Here is a 16,264-nt window from a genome sequence, read left to right on the forward strand (position 1 = left end):
GCAGTTGATGGCAGAATGCCCAGACAGGAACCGATGCGCGGCCATTACCGGCCGCGCATCGGTCGAATCAGCGCACGCTGATGCGCCAGGCCCGGTGGATCTTGCTGTTGCGCGCGAAGTCCTGGTCCAGCGTCTGCGCACTGATTTCCTCGACCTGGTAGCGCTCCGCCAGCCCTGCATCCAGCTCGAACTTGCGGAAGTTGTTGGAGAAGTACAGCACCCCGCCCTTGGCCAGGCGCGCCATTGCCAGATCGACCAGTTCGACATGGTCGCGCTGCACATCGAACACGCCGTCCATGCGCTTGGAGTTGGAGAAGGTCGGCGGATCGATGAAGATCAGCTCATATTCGCCGCGATCCTCCCGCAGCCACTCCATCACATCGCTCTGCACCAGGCGCTGCTTGTCGGAGAAACCATTCAGCGACAGATTGCGCCGCGCCCAGTCCAGATAGGTCTTCGACAGGTCGACGCTGGTTGTGCTGCGTGCACCGCCCTTCGCCGCATGCACGGTCGCCGTCGCGGTGTAGCAGAACAGGTTGAGGAAGCGCTTGCCCTGGGACTCGCGCTGGATGCGCAGGCGCATCGGGCGGTGGTCGAGGAACAGTCCGGTGTCCAGGTAATCAGTGAGGTTGACGAGGAGCTTCACGCCGCCTTCCCCGACCTCCATGAAACGTCCCTCGGCGTTCTGCCGCTCGTACTGCTTCTTGCCGGTCTGGCGTTCACGGCGCTTGATCACGATGCGCTCGGTGGGAATGCCCAGCGCCTGCGGCAGCGCGGCGAGCGCGTCGAGCAAACGGGTCTGCGCCTTCTCCGGATCGATGGACTTGGGCGCCGCGTATTCCTGCACATGCGCCCAGTCGCGGTAAAGGTCCACGGCCAGGGCGTACTCGGGCATGTCGGCGTCATACACGCGATAGCACTCGATCTTTTCCTTGCGCGCCCACTTGCCCAGCGCCTTGACGTTCTTCTGCAGGCGGTTGGCGAACATCTGCCCGCCTTCGCTCAGGCGCGCCTGCTCGATCACTGCCGGGCCCTGCGCGGCAGTCGCTTCGCTGCGCTCACCCCGCTCGCCGGTCACGAACTGGCGGGGCTCCACATCCAGCATGATCAGCTTGCAAGGCAGCGCGCCGTTCCAGAATGCATACTGCTTGTGGCTACGAATACCCATGCGTTTGCCCAGTTCCGGCGCGCCGGTGAACACGCCGGCGCTCCAACCCAGGCAGCTCTGGCGCAGGCGCTCGCCCAGGTGCTGGTAGAGGTACAGCAGGCTGGCTTCGTCACCCAGGCGCTCGCCATAGGGCGGGTTGCAGATGATCAGGCCCTTCTGGCCCTTGTCCGGGCGAGGCTCGAAGGTCGCCAGTTCACCCTGGTAGATCTTCACCCACTCAGCGAGGCCGGCGCGCTCTATATTGTTACGCGCAGGCTGGATCAGGCGCGGATCGGCTTCATAACCACGAATCCACAGTGGCGTCTTCGCCAACCCGGTTTCGGCGCGGTGTTGCGCCTCTTCCACCAGTTTCTTCCAGATCGCTGGCACATGGCCGAGCCACTTGCTGAAACCCCAGCGCTCGCGCTTGAGGTTGGGCGCGACGTCGGCAGCCATCAGGCCCGCCTCGATGAGGAACGTACCCACGCCGCACATCGGGTCGGAGAGTGCACCACCCTCGGCGGCGATCTTCGGCCAACCGGCGCGGATCAGCACGGCGGCGGCAAGGTTTTCCTTCAACGGCGCGGCGCCCTGCTGCAGGCGGTAGCCGCGCTGGTGCAAGCTGTGCCCGGAGAGGTCGAGCGACAGCACTGCCTGCCCACGGTCCAGGTGCAGGTGCACCCGGATGTCCGGGTTGACCTTGTCCACTGTCGGGCGCCGGCCAAACTCGGCGCGCAGGTTGTCGACGATGGCGTCCTTGACCTTCAGCGCACCGAAGTGCGTGTTGTCGATGCCCGAGCCCTTGCCGCTGAACTCCACCGCCAGACTACCGCCGGCATCCAGGTGGTCGCTCCACTGCACGGCGTTCACACCCATGTACAGATCTTCGGCATTGCTCACCGGGAATCGCGAAAGCACCAGCAGCACCCGATTCGCCAGACGTGACCACAGGCAAAGGCGATAGGCCGTCTCCAGGTCGCCCTGTCCGCGTATCGCCGACACCTGCGCGCGAGCCTCGGTCAGGCCGAGCGCCTGGGCCTCGTCCAGCAGCAGGCCATCGAGCCCCTTGGGGCAGGTCAGGAAAAGTTCGTAGTGTTCCGCCATATGCATATTCCCGGGCCGCAGCCCTGTCTTTTTCAATGAGACTCCGCCAGGGAGCCTCGTTCGGCCATTCGCACGGTCGACTTTCCGCGAACAGCGTGGATGTTCATTTTCCGGGGAGATAGTTCAACCTGTCTGCGACCTCGGGTCACACATTGCCGGCCCGCTCGTCGGAATGAGAGAAAGTCGCAAATAGACACACTTTCAACTTGACCCGCCACAACTCCACATACCCTGCGGGTTACGTCGTGATGGCACTTTCCCGACAGGCAAAAACTTATGGCTTGAACCCATAAGAGTTAAGTCTTTATGACAAATTGGTTGTTCACAGCCCCTGACGCTTTGGTTAGAACTCAGCTTAACCCGTCATCGCAATGGTGGCGGTCGGGGCTTGTCACGCCGGCAATGAGCCCCATTGGCGGAAGATCCGCCGGGCCTCCCTGGGGGGCCAACGGGACATAACAGTCAACAAGTGAGGGCTACACCCTATGAGAAGACTTAAGCGTGATCCGTTGGAAAGAGCCTTTTTGCGCGGTTATCAGCACGGCATTACTGGAAAATCTCGCGACCTCTGTCCGTTTACCCATCCGACCACTCGGCAATCCTGGCTCAACGGCTGGCGTGAGGGCCGTGGCGACAACTGGGATGGTTTGACCGGCGCCGCCGGTATTCAACGTCTGAACCAGATGCAGCACGCAACAGGCTGAATCCACGGATCACACCGACTTCCCCAAGCCGCCCCATCCGGGCGGAAAAGGGCGTAAGCCCAAGGGCTCCGAAAGGAGCCCTTTTCATTTGCCTGGCATCAGCCCCGCCTGGCCGCGGCGATGGCATCCACCGCCTCGCGAATCAGCGAGGGGCCCTTGTAGATGAAGCCGGAGTAAATCTGTACCAGGCTCGCACCGGCGGCGATTTTCTCCGCCGCGTGAATACCTTCCGTGATACCGCCCGCGGCGATGATCGGCAGGCGCCCACCCAGTTCGCCGGCCAGCACTTTGACGATGTGAGTGCTCTTCTCGCGCACCGGTGCACCGGACAGGCCGCCGGCCTCTTCACCGAACGGCAACCCCTCCACCCCCTCGCGGCCAAGTGTGGTGTTGGTGGCGATCACCGCATCCATGCCCGCCTCCACCAGCGCTGCGGCTACCATAGCGGTCTCTTCGTCGCTCATGTCGGGGGCGATCTTGATCGCCAGCGGTACGCGACGACCGTGCTGCACGGCCAGGTCTTCCTGGCGCTGACGCAGAGCTTCGAGCAGTTGCTTGAGCGAATCGCCGAACTGCAGGCTGCGCAGGCCGGGGGTATTGGGCGAACTGACGTTGACCGTTACGTAGCTGGCGTGGGCGTACACCTTGTCCAGGCAGATCAGGTAGTCGTCCACCGCGCGCTCGACCGGCGTATCGAAGTTCTTGCCGATGTTGATGCCCAGCACGCCGCGATATTTGGCGGCCTTCACCCGCTCAACCAAGTGATCGACGCCGTGGTTGTTGAAGCCCATGCGGTTGATGATCGCGGTGGCCTGTGGCAGGCGGAACAGGCGCGGTTTGGGATTGCCCGGCTGTGGCCGCGGCGTGACGGTGCCGATCTCGACGAAGCCGAAACCCAATTGTGCGAAACCATCGATCGCATCGCCGTTCTTGTCCAGGCCCGCCGCCAGGCCGACAGGGTTGGCGAACTCCAGCCCCATCACCTTGACCGGCAAGCTCGCCGGCGCCTTGGCGAACAGGCCGTTGAGGCCAAGACGGCCACCGGCACCGATCAGGTCGATGGACAGTTCGTGGGACGTTTCCGGGGAAAGCTTGAAAAGGAGCTCACGGGCCAGGCTGTACATGGTCGGGCATCGGTCGGCAAAATGGGGCGCTATTATAGCCGGCAGGCCGGCGCTCAGGCGAGGCGACGCAACGCCAGCAGGCGGCCCGTGTCGTCGAACTCCAGTTCGAAGGTGCCGTGCACCCCGGAATGCGTCATGAAACGACGCAGATGATGGGCAGGCAGGTTGATTCGCCGCCCATCGCGGCTGGTCACCAGTACGCGGTTGGCCTGCCCGCGGTAGACGGCCTGCAGCCTGTCCGCAGGCAGGCTGATGTCCAGTAGCACGCAGGTCATGGAGGCCTCCCCCGAGTGAAGGGAAGAATTTTGCCACAACGCATGCGCCAAACGGCGCCAGGGTTTTCTATGCTTAAGGCAATTCGCCGCGCATCCGCTCCGGCGCTTCCTGCACTGACCATCCGGCCATCGGGAGTCTTGCGTCGAACATGAGCCACCCCACTCGCCACCGCAGCCTGACCAGCCGCCTGGCCGCCCTTGCGCAGCGCTTGGGGCTTGGCGGCGCCGATACTCATAACGTCGCGCGGCGCAGCCGTACCCTGGCTCTGCCCTTCGAACCGCTCGATACGCCCACCGGCGGCATCGGCTGGCAGTCCGGCGCTCCGCTGTATCGCCTGATCGACCTGCCCCGCGGCGCTCTGTCCGGCCCGGTACAGGAAGACAAGGCACGCATCCACGCACTGCTCAAACGCCTGGTCAGCGGTCACCGCGACGAGCATTCCGCCCTCGACCTGCGCAGCCTGGACGGCCTGTGCAGCCGCACACACCAGGACAGCACCCTGGCAACGCTGGAAGAACTGACGCAGAGCGACAGTTGCCGCAAGGTGCGGATCATCAGCTACAACGACTTCACCAAAGTGCTCGGCCTCGCCCTGCCCGGCTTCGAGCGCAAGGCACCGCTACAATTGCGGCGCGCCAGTTGGCATGGCGGGAGGCTGTTCTGGGATGACGACAACCATGCCTGCGAAATGGCCAACGCCGTGGTCTATGCGCGGCGGCGTGGCCTTGAGATCACTCTTCCGGCGGTGGTGCAGTGCTACCAACTGCACTCGACGGCTCTGGATGAGCTGGATCGCGACTTCCACATGCTCGCGATTCCCGCTCGCGCCTGGAGCGACCCGGCCTTCATGGGGCTGCTGCTGGATACCGGAATGCCCTACGCGCGCTTCGGCCTGTTCAACACCGAAACCCCTGAGAGCCTGTTGCTGCCGCGCGATCACGCCGAGGCCAACGCCTTCGGCGAGGGGCTGCGCTCGGTGGGCGCCGCCGACGTGGTAGGCTACCTGCGGCGCTTCGGCCACGCCGGCTGAACAACGAACGCCCTCATTGCGGCGTTTCGTTCTCGTCATCGACCCGCTGCTCTTCCTCACGAAGGCTTTCGAGCACTTCGCTATGCCGCTCCTGCCACTCCTCCAGGGAGATATCGCTGTTCGCCAGCAGAGCGGGATTGCGCTCCACCAGATAGATAGCCGCGCGTTGGGCGGAATCCGCCACGGTCCAGGTTACCGAGGTCGAGTCGATCGGCCCTTCGTAAGTGATCCAGCGACTGAAGTCCTCGTAGACGCTGCAGACTTTCTGGAAGTCTTCGTCACGCATGCGCTGGTAGTTGTACTCGATATTTTCGACGTCCTTCTCTTTCATACCGACCGAATCAGCAAATTCGCGCCGTGACAGGCCAGTGATCTCACGAAGCGCCCGTAGTCTTTCTCCTGCAGTGAACAGGAAACGTTTCCTCATCACTTGTCATCCCTGTCTGAAAATTGAAAAACCCATCATAAACACCTAACTATTAGGATAAATTAGCCGTCGAAACCGGGCTTGAACGCCTGAATTCGAGGTATTTCTGATGGTGCAGGATGCAGCATGAAAGTGGAAGAACCGTTCTCCCCGGATATTTCCAATGGGAAGTACTACCTGACGCTGGAGCGTTTCGCCCAATTGATCGGCATGGCTCACCGGATATCGGTGATCGAGGGCTGGATCGACTCCGGCGCGCTGCCCGCCCGATTGATCGGCGGGAAGCTGATGATCGACCTCAGCGAACTGGTGCAGAAGACCGAGCGGAGCAAATGAGCAACGCGGCACTGGACGCCCTCTGCGAGCACGTGACGGACCTGGCACGAGGCCGCCAGGTCCTGCTCGACGACGAAGAATGCGCCGCATTGCGGGAGTTCCAGTACATGGGATTGCTGGAGATGCACCCGCCGGATCTGTCAGGCGACCGCACACTCTGTGTCTGCCGGCATCCGCGCCTGTTCAGGTTCCACTTCTACTACCGCTGGCTACCGGCCAACCTCGCACGCTTCAAGCCGGTGCGCACGTATCACTCCTGACTGGCCTCGCGTGCCGCGTCGTACGCCGGCACGGCCGGAATGCCGATCTCCACGCACAGCGCCATGACGCGTTCCAGATCGTTGCGGTACACCAGCACGCACTGCAGTTCGTCGTCCAGTGGCTCACTGAAGTCCACCAGCACGTAGCCGCCCTTTTCCGGATACAGCGCGCCGAGTTGCGTCTGGATGCGGTTCAGAGCGGTCAGGGCATCGATCTTGCGCAACTGCTTGGCCTGCAGGACGAAATTGACGCTGGGATCGAAGGACGCCCGAATCTCGCCGAACAGCTCTTCGTAGCTGTCGCCCTGGAACAGCACGATTTCCGGCAGGCTGCCGACCACGACCCACTCACCCAGCGGGATCGGGAAACTGTCGTCGTAGTTGATGTCCGGGTTGGCCTGCAGGAAGGCCGCCGGATCGGCATAGGCCTGGGCGGCCTCGTCGGCGATCTGTTCGATCTCCGCCTCGCCCAGACAGCCGGAGCTGATCAGCGTGAGGAGTTCGACGAGTTGCGCTTTCATGGGGAAATCCTGAGTAGAGATGAACGACCGCGAAGGATATCCGCAAATGCAGGAAAACACCGCAGCCGGGGAACCTTCCGCAGCGTCGGCGAGTCGGAAATCGCCACAACGATACTCACTATCGAACGGGATGATTTTTGCCCGATCCGCGCGATTGATAGGCTGACATCCATTCCTGCTCCACTCTACGGGTAAACCCGATGAACCGCCCCCTTGCCTTGCTGACCCTGATTACACCGCTCTGGCTTGCGGGTTGCAGTACCCAGCCTGCAACGCAACAACAGCCCTACAGCGACGAACAGGTGAAGTCCTTCGCGCTGAAGATTCTCGGCGCCAGCAGCCTGTCCGACGACTACTACGCCAAGTACCGCCGCGCGCTGACCGAACCGCACGCGGATGGGCGCAGTGGCAGTTGAGCGGGTGAAGGCCCGCCCTGCCCGGTAGTCACTCCCGCCGCTGATATCCCCGCCCCTGCGATGCCATCGCAGTGCGGCATGCTCGTTACCTCCGCGCCTGCGCACGAACAACTGTCCTTGGCAGCCCATTGCGACAGTGATCTACAGGCTTGAGTGATACCCGTTGGGTATCGCTTCGCTCCTCTCATCCAGCGGCTGACATCGGCTCAGGCACGCGACGCTTCCGTTGCGAAGCTAGCAATGGAAAAGCCCCGCACAAGGCGGGGCTTTTGTTTCATCCAGCGAACCAGTCAGGTGTCAGGGAATGCACACGCCATGCTGGTTGCTTTGCGCCAGGTCGAGCAATTCCCGGTTGGCGACCGCGTACATCGCGTAGTCGGTGCTGCTGGAAGCCCGCAGTTCGGTGAGCATGGCGCGCCAGCGGGCAACCATCGGGGCATGTTGCTCCAACCAGAGCGCCACACGCGCGTCGATCTCCGCGGGACCGTCCTGCATCTGCAGCACGGAGACGGTGATTGCCCGCTGCTGCCAGTCCAGGTCGTCGCGGAAGGCTTCGCGGGCCAGCGCCTGCCAGTTGGTTTCCACCGGCAGGGAGCTGATCTGCTGCAGGTACCAGGTCAGCTCCAGCTCGCTGCCCAGCGCGAAGTAGGCGCGCGCCACATCGGCCGGGTCGCGGCCAGTGACATCCGCCGCTTCGACGATGGGCAGCAAGGTGTAGAGATGGCTGGTGCCGGCGACCATGCGCGCCAGCAGCTCCGGCACGCCTGCATCCACATAGGCCTGATAGCGTGCCTGCCACAGTTCGCGGGTCGGCCCTTCGAGCAGCTCGTTGAGCTTCAACCCCAAAGCAGCGATGCGCGGACCGAAGTGCGCCACGTCACGGGCGGCGTCCTGCTCGTTGCGGCGGCTGCGCAGGAACCAGCGGGTAGCCCGGCGGCCCAGGCGCATCAGTTCGTCCATCAGGGTCAACTGCACGTCCGCCGGTACCTGGTAGTCCAGTGCCTCGATCTGACGGAACCAGTGTGGCAGGTGGAAGATGTCCCGCACGATCACATAGGCGCCCGCCACATTGGCCGGCGTCATGCCAGTGGACTCCTTCAGCCGCTGCACGAAGGTGATGCCCATGTGGTTGATCAGGTCGTTGGCGATCTGCGTGCTGACAATCTCGCGCTTCAGCCGGTGCTTGCGCATGGCCGTGCCGAAGGTATCCACCAGTGTCTGCGGGAAAGCCGTCTCCATGTCGCGGGTGAGGTAGTCGTCATCCGGCACCAGCGAGCCCAACAGTTGCTCCTTGAGGTCGATCTTGCTGTAGGAGATCAACACCGAGAGTTCCGCACGGGTCAGCCCCTGGCCAGCGGCCACGCGTTCGGCCAGCGCCTCGTCGCCAGGCAGGAACTCCAGGGCCCGGTCGAGCTTGCCACGACCTTCCAGGTCTCCCATTAGGCGACGGTACTCGGCAATGCGTTCGCGGGCACGGCGCTCGGCCAGCGATAGCGCCTGGGTCTGCTTGTAGTTGTTGCCCAGCACCAGGTCGGACACCTGGTCGGTCATTTCCGCCAGCAGCTTGTTGCGCTGCTTGCTGGTCATGTCGCCGGCGGCCACTACCTCGTTGAGCAGGATCTTGATGTTCACCTCGTGGTCGGAGCAGTCCACACCACCGGCGTTATCGATGAAGTCGGTGTTGCAGGCGCCGCCGTTCAGGCCGTACTCGACCCGTGCCAATTGCGTCATGCCGAGGTTGCCGCCCTCGCCCACCACCTTCACGCGCAGATCGCGACCGTCCACCCGCAGGCCGTCGTTAGCCTTGTCGCCGACATCGGCGTGGGTTTCCTTGCTGGACTTCACGTAGGTACCGATGCCGCCATTCCACAGCAGGTCGACCGGAGCCTTGAGCAGAGCGTTGATCAACTCGGTGGGCGTCAGACGCTCGGCGTCGATGTCGAAGCGCGCACGCACTTCCGGCGTCAGGGTGATGCTCTTGGCGCTGCGCAGGAAGATGCCACCGCCGGCGGAGATCAGCGAAGCATCGTAGTCGGCCCAGCTGGAACGCGGCAGGTTGAACAGCCGCTGGCGCTCGGCGAAGCTCGACGCCGGGTCCGGATTGGGGTCGAGGAAAATGTGCATGTGGTTGAAGGCTGCGACCATCTGCAGCTTGTCCGACATCAGCAGGCCGTTGCCGAACACGTCGCCAGCCATGTCGCCGATGCCGATGACGGTGATGCTGTCCTTCTGCACATCGATGCCGCGCTCGCGGAAGTGCCGCTGCACAGAGACCCAGCCGCCGCGGGCGGTGATGCCCATGCCCTTGTGGTCATAGCCTGCAGAGCCGCCGGAGGCGAAGGCGTCGCCCAGCCAGAAGTTGTACTCGGCGGAGATGCCATTGGCGATGTCGGAGAAGGTCGCGGTGCCCTTGTCGGCCGCCACCACCAGGTAGGGGTCGTCCGGGTCATGGCGCACCACGTTGGCCGGCGGTACGACCTTGCCTTCCTTGAGGTTGTCGGTGATGTCCAGCAGACCGGAAATGAAGATGCGGTAGCAGGCGATGGCCTCGGCCTGAATCTCATCGCGGCTGCCGCCCAGCGGCAGGCGACGCGGGATGAAGCCGCCCTTGGCGCCCGTGGGCACGATCACCGCGTTCTTGACCTGCTGCGCCTTCACCAGACCCAGCACTTCGGTACGGAAGTCTTCCTCGCGGTCGGACCAGCGCAGGCCACCACGAGCCACGTCGCCGAAGCGCAGGTGCACGCCTTCCACGCGCGGGCAGTAGACGAAGATTTCGTACTTGGGCACAGGACGCGGGATTTCCGGGATCGCCTTGGGATTGAACTTGAAGCTGAAGTAGCTCTTGTTCTGTCCGGTTGCGTCCGGCTGGTAGAAGTTGGTGCGCAGGGTCGCCTTGATCAGGTCGAGGTAGCGCCGCAGGATGCGGTCTTCGTTGAGTACCTGGACATCGTCCAGCGCCGCCAGAATGGCCTGTTCCAGCTTCTGCTGCTTGTCGTCCAGGTCCTCGGCGGTGAGCTTGCGTGCCAGGTAGAAGCGCGTCTTGAACAGCCGCACCAATTCACGCGCGATGTCGACATGAGCGTTCAGCGCGCTGGCGATGTAACCCAGGTCGAAGCCCAGGCGGATCTGCTTGAGATAGCGCGCGTAGGCACGCAGCAGCGCCACGTCGCGCCACGGCAGGCCGGCGGTCAGCACCAGGCGGTTGAAGGCATCGTTCTCCGCATCGCCGCTGACGATGTGGACGAAGGCATCCTGCAGTGTCTCGTTCAGTTCCTGGATATTGACGTCCAGGCCCTCGGCGTAGGTGAAGGCGAAGTCGTGGATCCAGTATTCGCGGCCATTGGCGTGGTGCAGGCGATAGGGGAACTCACCGAGAACGCGCAGACCGAGATTCTCCAGGATCGGCAACACATCCGACAGGGCCAGCGGAGAGTCGGCGTGATACAGCTTGCAGTGCAGTTGCTGCTCGCCCTGAGCCAGCGGCTGGTAGAAGCTCATCACCAGCGGACGCTTCTCCGACAGGCTGGACAGGTGCTGCAGGTCGACCACCGCGAAGTGCGCGGCGAAACGCTCGCGGTAACCGGCCGGGAAGCCTTTGGGAAAGTCTTCCAGCAGATTGTTGCCCTGCCCTTCGCCGAAGTTTTCCAGCACCAGCGCGGCATAGTCGTCCTGCCAGGAACGGCAGGCCTGGATCGCCTCCTGTTCAAGTTGCGCGGCATCCACTTCGATGCGGTTCTTCGGGTCGACACGCAGGATGAACTGCACGCGCGCCAAGGTCGACTCGGAGAAGAAAGTCCAGAACTCGCAATCGCTGGCCTTCAGCCGATCGCGCAGCACCTGCTCGATCTTCAGCCGCGTCTCGGTGGAATAGATATCGCGCGGCACGTAGGCCAGGCAGTAGGCGAAGCGACCATAGGGGTCCTTGCGCAGGAACAGGCGGATCTTGTTGCGCTCCTGAATCTGCACGATGGCCAACGCAGTGCTGAACAGCTCGTCCACCGGCGTCTGGAACAGGTCGTCGCGCGGCAGAACCTCCAGCACCTGGGCCAGTTCCTTGCCCAGGTGGGCATTGGCATCGAAGCCGGAGCGGCGCTCTACTTCCAGCACCTTGCCGCGGATCGACGGGATCTCGCTGACGCTGTCGTTGTAAACCGAGGAAGTGAACAATCCCATGAAACGGAACTCACGGAGCACCTTGCCCTTGGCGTCGATTTCGCGGATCGACACGTAGTCCGGATAGGCCGGACGGTGTACGCGGCTGGGATGCGAGGCCTTGGCGAAGGACAGCAGCAGCGGCTCGCGCAGATAGGCCACCGCGTAATCCTCGATATGCAGCTCCTGCTGGCTGAGGCCGGTGCGCAGCAGCTTGGTCACGCCGAGGAATGAATTCTCGTCGTAGATCATGCGGCCGCCGTCGGTTTCATCGACGACGGTGAATTCCTCATAACCGAGGAACGTGAAGTGATTGTCCAGCAGCCATTCGAGGAACGCGCGAACCTCACTGGTTTCCTCGGCACGGGCCTTGGACTTCGACTTGCCGAGCCAGGCCAGCAGTTCCTCAGCCTTGGCGCGCATGGCCGGGAAGTCAGCCACCGCCAGGCGAACCTCGCCCAGCACGTCGAGCAGGCTCTTCTCCAGCGTACGCAGCTCGCCGACGTGGGAGGCACGGTCGATCTCCAGGTACATCAGCGACTCATGGCGCACATCGTCGCCGTGGGACCCCTTGGGCAGCAGCTCCAGCAGTTCGCCCTTGGCGTTGCGACGTACGCTGACCACCACCGTCTGCAGGGTGTGGATGCTGTAGCCACGGCGCTTGAGCTCCATGCGCACCGAATCGACCAGGAACGGCTGGTCCGGGTGCAGCACCTGTACGGCAGTATGGGTGGACTGCCAGCCGTGCTTTTCGTAGTCGGGGTTGTAGACCTGGACTTCGGGCTGGGCGGGGTCGAAGCGCTCCAGCAGGCGCCAGGAAGACAGGGTGCAACCGACCAGGTCGGACAGCCTGCGCTGGGTCAATTCGTCGAGGGAGATGAGGCCGAAGAACTGCTCGGCGAACAGGGCTACTTGTGGCAGCACCTTGTCGCCGACGTGCTGCGCCAGGGCCGCCTGCAGTTGTTGCTGGAAGTCGGCTTTGCTGGCTGCGGTGAAGAACGCCATGGTGTTACTCCGCTTGGCTCGAATTATTGGGATTGAGCGTAGTTCGCTTGCGCGTCTCGGGGCGGATCACAGGTATCAACGGCCAGTGTGACCCCAGATTGACCATCCCGACCGGGCGGTCACCGATCCACCGAGCTTATCGGGACTGGCTACCGCCCGCTTACGGGGCTGCGACATATTCGTTCAGCCTGCGGCAACCTCCCGACGCGTCGGCCTCGTACGTTTGTATGAGCTACGGCGAAGAATTCCATGCAATGCACGATTGTCCGCCGGGCGGAGCACGGACCAGAGTGCGACATCGAGAAACGCATGGGATCAGACTGATGAAACGCTCTCTGTGGCTGCAGGAAATTGCCGCCGAACTGGACCCGACGCCCGCTCTCAAGGGCGAGCTGGAAGTGGATGTGGCAATCGTCGGCGGCGGCTTCGTCGGGCTGTGGACCGCGCTGCGCCTGCTGGAGCTGCAACCTGGCTGCCAGGTGGCGATCCTCGAGCGCGACATCTGCGGCGGCGGCGCCTCGGGACGCAACGGCGGCTTCGTGATGTCCTGGTGGCCGAAGATCAGCTCGCTGGCAGCGCAGTGCGGCAAGGAAGAAGCCTTGCGCCTGGCGCGGGCCTCGGCGGCGGCGATCGGCGAGATCGGCGAGTTCTGCACAGCGCACAGGATCGACGCGCACTTCCGCCGCAACGGCTGGCTATGGACAGCCACCAGCGATGCCCAACGCGGTGCCTGGAAAGATGTGCAGCGCACCTGCGAACGCCTGGGCGAACCAGTCTTCCAGCCGCTGCCCGACAATGAAGTCGCACGCCGCAGCGGCTCTGCGCGCCATCTCGAAGGGGTGATCGAAGCCAGCAACGCCACGGTACAACCGGCACGCCTGGCCAGGGGCTTGCGCCGCGTGGCGCTGGAGAAGGGCGTAAGGATCTACGAGAACACCCCGGTGCTGGATTTCCAGCGCGGCCAGCCCGCGCAACTGCGCACGCCCGACGGCAGCGTCAGGGCCCGGCGCGTGGTGCTCGCCCACAACGCCTGGGCGGCGGCGATCCCCGAACTGCGCCGGATCATCCTGCCGGTGACCAGTACCATCGTCGCCACGGCGCCGATCCCGCAGCGCCTGGAGCAGATCGGCTGGACCGGCGGCGAAGCGATCACCGACTCGCAACTGATGGTCGACTACTACCGGACCACCCATGACGGCCGCATCGCCTTCGGCAAGGGAACCGGCATGATCAGCTACGCCAGCCGGGTCGACGGCCGTTACGACGACAACCCGCTGCTGAACGAAGATACCGAGCGGGACTTCCGCCGCAGCTATCCGCAACTGGCGGACGTCCCCATCACCCACGCCTGGAGTGGCCCGATCGACCGTACCTATGACAGCCTGCCGGTATTCGGCCATCTGGATGACGCGCCGCACATCGTCTATGGCGTCGGCTGGAGCGGCAATGGAGTAGGCCCCAGCCGCATCGGCGGGCGCATCCTCGCCAGCCTGGCGCTGGGCCTCAACGACGAATGGAGCCGCTGTGGCCTGGTCGGCCGCCAGCCCAAGCGCTTCCCTCCCGAACCGTTGCGCTATGTCGGCGGACTGGCGGTACGCAGTGCGGTGCAGCGCAAGGAGCTCGCGGAAGCCGACGGACGCCAGCCGGCCTGGCTGGACAAGACGCTCGCCTCGTTCGCCCCGTCCGGCCTCGAAGACAAGAATCTGTGACCCAGGAGACAACCATGCCACAGCCCATCCTGCTGGCGTCGACCGCCAGCCTCGCCCTGCCCTGCTCCACGCCGGTCAAGGAACCGATCGGAGAACCGGTCGCCGACGCCGCGACCCATTCCCAGCAGAGCGCCGACGGCCTGCTCACCGGCGTCTGGGAGTGCACGCCGGGACGCTGGCGCCGTCAGGTGCTGGCCAGAGAGTTCAGCCATATCGTCGCCGGACACGGCTTCTTCGTTCCCGACGATGGCGAGCCGATCGAACTGCGCGCGGGCGATGCCGTGCTGTTCCCGGCGAACTGCGCCGGGACCTGGGATATTCGCCAGACGCTGCGCAAGAGCTTCGTGATCATTCCCTGAGACCGGCGATCTCGGCCGCCCGCAGGGCGATCCAGAGGACCGCGACATCCTCGGTGGAGTCCAGCGAACGGCCGCAGATTTCCTCGATGCGGCGAATCCGGTAGACCAGCGTCTGCTTGTGCACGTTGAGCTCCTGCGCTGCTTTCTGCCAGGAGCGGTTGTGCACCAGGAAAACCCGCAGGGTGCGTTGCAACTGAGCGCCCTGCTGCTGGTCGTAGTCGGCCAGCAGGCCGAGCACGTTGCGATGCACGCGCACTGCCTCGTCCAGACTGCCGGGCAGCCAGGGTTGCTCGGTCCGCGCCTCGGCATAGTCCATCAGCGGCCGCGCCGCGCAGGCGTGCGCCAGGGCGAGGCGCGCTTCGCGCAGCGCTTCCACCATCCGCCCGGCATGCCCCAATGGCGCGCTTACCCCCAGCATGCCCTCCAGCCCGGCCTGCACCTCGGGCGCCGAGCTACGCTCGGCCAGCAGCATCACCAGTTCCTCTCCCTGGTTGCGCACCAGGAACTGCACGTTCTGCCGACGCAGGCGCCGCTGCCACTCGGCGGGCACAGCCGCGTCTGCACGCGCAACGGCCAGCACCGCACACTCAGCCGGCCCCAGCAACTGAGCCAGGCGTTCCGCCGCCGCGCGCTCGGACAAGCGCTGCTGGAGCAGATCGTCGAGCAACTCCGAACCCAGACGCAAGCAGCGCTCGCGCTCTACCTGCAGACGCTCCAGCTCGATCCCGAGCACCGCCACCAGATGATGCAGCAGGCCGTAGTCGAGCAATTCGCCGCCACAGGCCAGGATCGCGCAGTCCACCTGCGACGGCAGCGCCATCACCAGCGCCTCCCCTTGGGCACCGGCACAGCGCAGAACCGCCGGCGAGCCACCCTTGAGCTCCTGCCGGCGAGCCAGCAGCACCTCGCGCCAGGTCTCCGGCAGCGCCTGCAATTCCGCTTGCCAGGGCTCCAGGCTGAGCGGATCGAACAGGAACAACCGGGCCTGGACATCGCGACCGAGGCGTTCGACCAGGTCGGCCAGCCCCAGGCCGCGCAACCCCATGCGCGCACTTTCATAGATGCGGCTGATGGCGGTACGCCGCTCGAATTCCTCCTGGCGCCCGGCATCGAGAATGCTGCGGGTCACCGCGGAGAACGGCACCGAATAGTGGGTCATCAGCACCGCGAAACCGAGCTGCTCGGCGGTATCGCGCAGCGCCTCCAGGTCGGCCGGCGCCTGCATGTTCTCGCCGATCATCAGCCCGGCGACCTTGGCCCGGGCCAGGCGCTCCAGATAGCTGCGCTGCGCCTGCGGATCGGCGGGAATGCCGATGCCGGTGGTCATCAGCAGGTCCCCCTCGCCGAGCCATTCGGTCGGGTCGGACAACTCGCAGACATGCGCCCAGCGCAACCGCCGTCGCGTGCCCTCGGCGCCGCAAAGCAGGCGAGTGCGCAGGGGTTCGCTATCGATGATGTCCTGGATGCAGAGCGGCATGCGGGTGACCCCAGAGATTCGGTGAAGGTGCCAAGCATGGCATTGCCCAGCATGACCTGTCGCGGCGCCCGATGCCTTAGTACGGAGGTACGAGCCGGTGCTGGCAATTCTTGGTTCCGTCTGATTGCCCGCCGCTCGCCGCGCCATCGAGACTGCTCGCGGATCGCCACGCCATCTTCTGCCTGGCCACCGGCGCCGAGTCCTCCAGCCTCTG

At 64.3% G+C, this 16,264-nt stretch carries 14 protein-coding genes; 7 read left to right on the top strand and 7 right to left on the bottom strand.

All coding sequences use genetic code 11. The annotated features are described in order from the left end of the window. Positions 1-67: 67 nt before the first annotated feature. Complete coding sequence (rlmKL, locus tag OU419_RS19815) at positions 68-2,251, bottom strand: bifunctional 23S rRNA (guanine(2069)-N(7))-methyltransferase RlmK/23S rRNA (guanine(2445)-N(2))-methyltransferase RlmL (protein WP_254474914.1); 2,184 nt, start codon at positions 2,249-2,251, stop codon at positions 68-70. Between the two features lie 485 nt (positions 2,252-2,736). Here rlmKL and rmf point away from each other — a divergent pair, with 485 nt between their 5' ends. Further along, positions 2,737-2,955 (top strand): ribosome modulation factor, encoded by a 219-nt coding sequence (gene rmf / locus OU419_RS19820; protein WP_254474913.1) that lies wholly within the window; start codon positions 2,737-2,739, stop codon positions 2,953-2,955. Positions 2,956-3,053: 98 nt separating this feature from the next. Here rmf and OU419_RS19825 read toward each other — a convergent pair whose 3' ends face one another. Both OU419_RS19825 and OU419_RS19830 read right to left on the bottom strand, forming a co-directional pair. Next, positions 3,054-4,079, bottom strand: coding sequence for a quinone-dependent dihydroorotate dehydrogenase (locus OU419_RS19825; protein WP_254474912.1), 1,026 nt, complete (start codon positions 4,077-4,079; stop codon positions 3,054-3,056). A gap of 53 nt (positions 4,080-4,132) precedes the next feature. Next, positions 4,133-4,354, bottom strand: coding sequence for a DUF2835 domain-containing protein (locus OU419_RS19830; protein WP_254474911.1), 222 nt, complete (start codon positions 4,352-4,354; stop codon positions 4,133-4,135). A 149-nt stretch (positions 4,355-4,503) separates the two neighbouring features. Between OU419_RS19830 and OU419_RS19835 the strand changes: the two genes are divergently transcribed. Beyond that, a complete protein-coding gene (locus OU419_RS19835; protein ID WP_254474910.1) occupies positions 4,504-5,385 on the top strand; it encodes a DUF6685 family protein in 882 nt (293 codons plus the stop codon). A 13-nt stretch (positions 5,386-5,398) separates the two neighbouring features. Here OU419_RS19835 and OU419_RS19840 read toward each other — a convergent pair whose 3' ends face one another. Continuing rightward, complete coding sequence (locus OU419_RS19840; protein WP_254474909.1) at positions 5,399-5,716, bottom strand: hypothetical protein; 318 nt, start codon at positions 5,714-5,716, stop codon at positions 5,399-5,401. Between the two features lie 222 nt (positions 5,717-5,938). On the opposite strand from OU419_RS19840, the gene OU419_RS19845 reads away from it, so the two are divergent. Together OU419_RS19845 and OU419_RS19850 are read left to right on the top strand one after the other, a co-directional pair. Then, a complete protein-coding gene (locus OU419_RS19845) occupies positions 5,939-6,148 on the top strand; it encodes a helix-turn-helix domain-containing protein (RefSeq protein ID WP_254474907.1) in 210 nt (69 codons plus the stop codon). After that, on the top strand, positions 6,145-6,408 hold the full coding sequence (locus OU419_RS19850) for a hypothetical protein (RefSeq protein ID WP_254474905.1): 264 nt from the start codon (positions 6,145-6,147) through the stop codon (positions 6,406-6,408). The genes OU419_RS19845 and OU419_RS19850 overlap by 4 nt, the downstream gene beginning before the upstream one ends. Here the strand turns inward: OU419_RS19850 and OU419_RS19855 are convergent. After that, positions 6,399-6,929: a hypothetical protein gene (locus tag OU419_RS19855; RefSeq protein WP_254474902.1), complete on the bottom strand. Its 531-nt coding sequence runs from the start codon at positions 6,927-6,929 to the stop codon at positions 6,399-6,401. The two genes, OU419_RS19850 and OU419_RS19855, sit on opposite strands and share 10 nt — an antisense overlap. 200 nt (positions 6,930-7,129) lie before the next feature. Between OU419_RS19855 and OU419_RS19860 the strand changes: the two genes are divergently transcribed. Next, positions 7,130-7,345 carry a hypothetical protein gene (locus tag OU419_RS19860; RefSeq protein ID WP_254474901.1) on the top strand — a complete coding sequence of 72 codons (216 nt, stop codon included), beginning with the start codon at positions 7,130-7,132 and terminating at the stop codon, positions 7,343-7,345. 297 nt (positions 7,346-7,642) lie between these two features. On the opposite strand, the gene OU419_RS19865 is transcribed toward OU419_RS19860, so the two are convergent. After that, positions 7,643-12,505, bottom strand: coding sequence for an NAD-glutamate dehydrogenase (locus OU419_RS19865; protein WP_254474899.1), 4,863 nt, complete (start codon positions 12,503-12,505; stop codon positions 7,643-7,645). A 323-nt stretch (positions 12,506-12,828) separates the two neighbouring features. Here OU419_RS19865 and OU419_RS19870 point away from each other — a divergent pair, with 323 nt between their 5' ends. Next, positions 12,829-14,214 carry an NAD(P)/FAD-dependent oxidoreductase gene (locus OU419_RS19870; RefSeq protein ID WP_254474897.1) on the top strand — a complete coding sequence of 462 codons (1,386 nt, stop codon included), beginning with the start codon at positions 12,829-12,831 and terminating at the stop codon, positions 14,212-14,214. A 14-nt stretch (positions 14,215-14,228) separates the two neighbouring features. After that, entirely contained in the window at positions 14,229-14,573 is a 345-nt protein-coding gene (locus OU419_RS19875; protein WP_254474895.1) for a cupin domain-containing protein, read from the top strand. Here the strand turns inward: OU419_RS19875 and OU419_RS19880 are convergent. Further along, positions 14,563-16,050, bottom strand: coding sequence for a PucR family transcriptional regulator (locus OU419_RS19880; RefSeq protein ID WP_254474893.1), 1,488 nt, complete (start codon positions 16,048-16,050; stop codon positions 14,563-14,565). The genes OU419_RS19875 and OU419_RS19880 overlap by 11 nt on opposite strands. Between the last annotated feature and the right edge of the window lie 214 nt (positions 16,051-16,264).

The sequence above is a fragment of the Pseudomonas triclosanedens genome (assembly GCF_026686735.1).
Classification (GTDB): domain Bacteria; phylum Pseudomonadota; class Gammaproteobacteria; order Pseudomonadales; family Pseudomonadaceae; genus Pseudomonas; species Pseudomonas triclosanedens.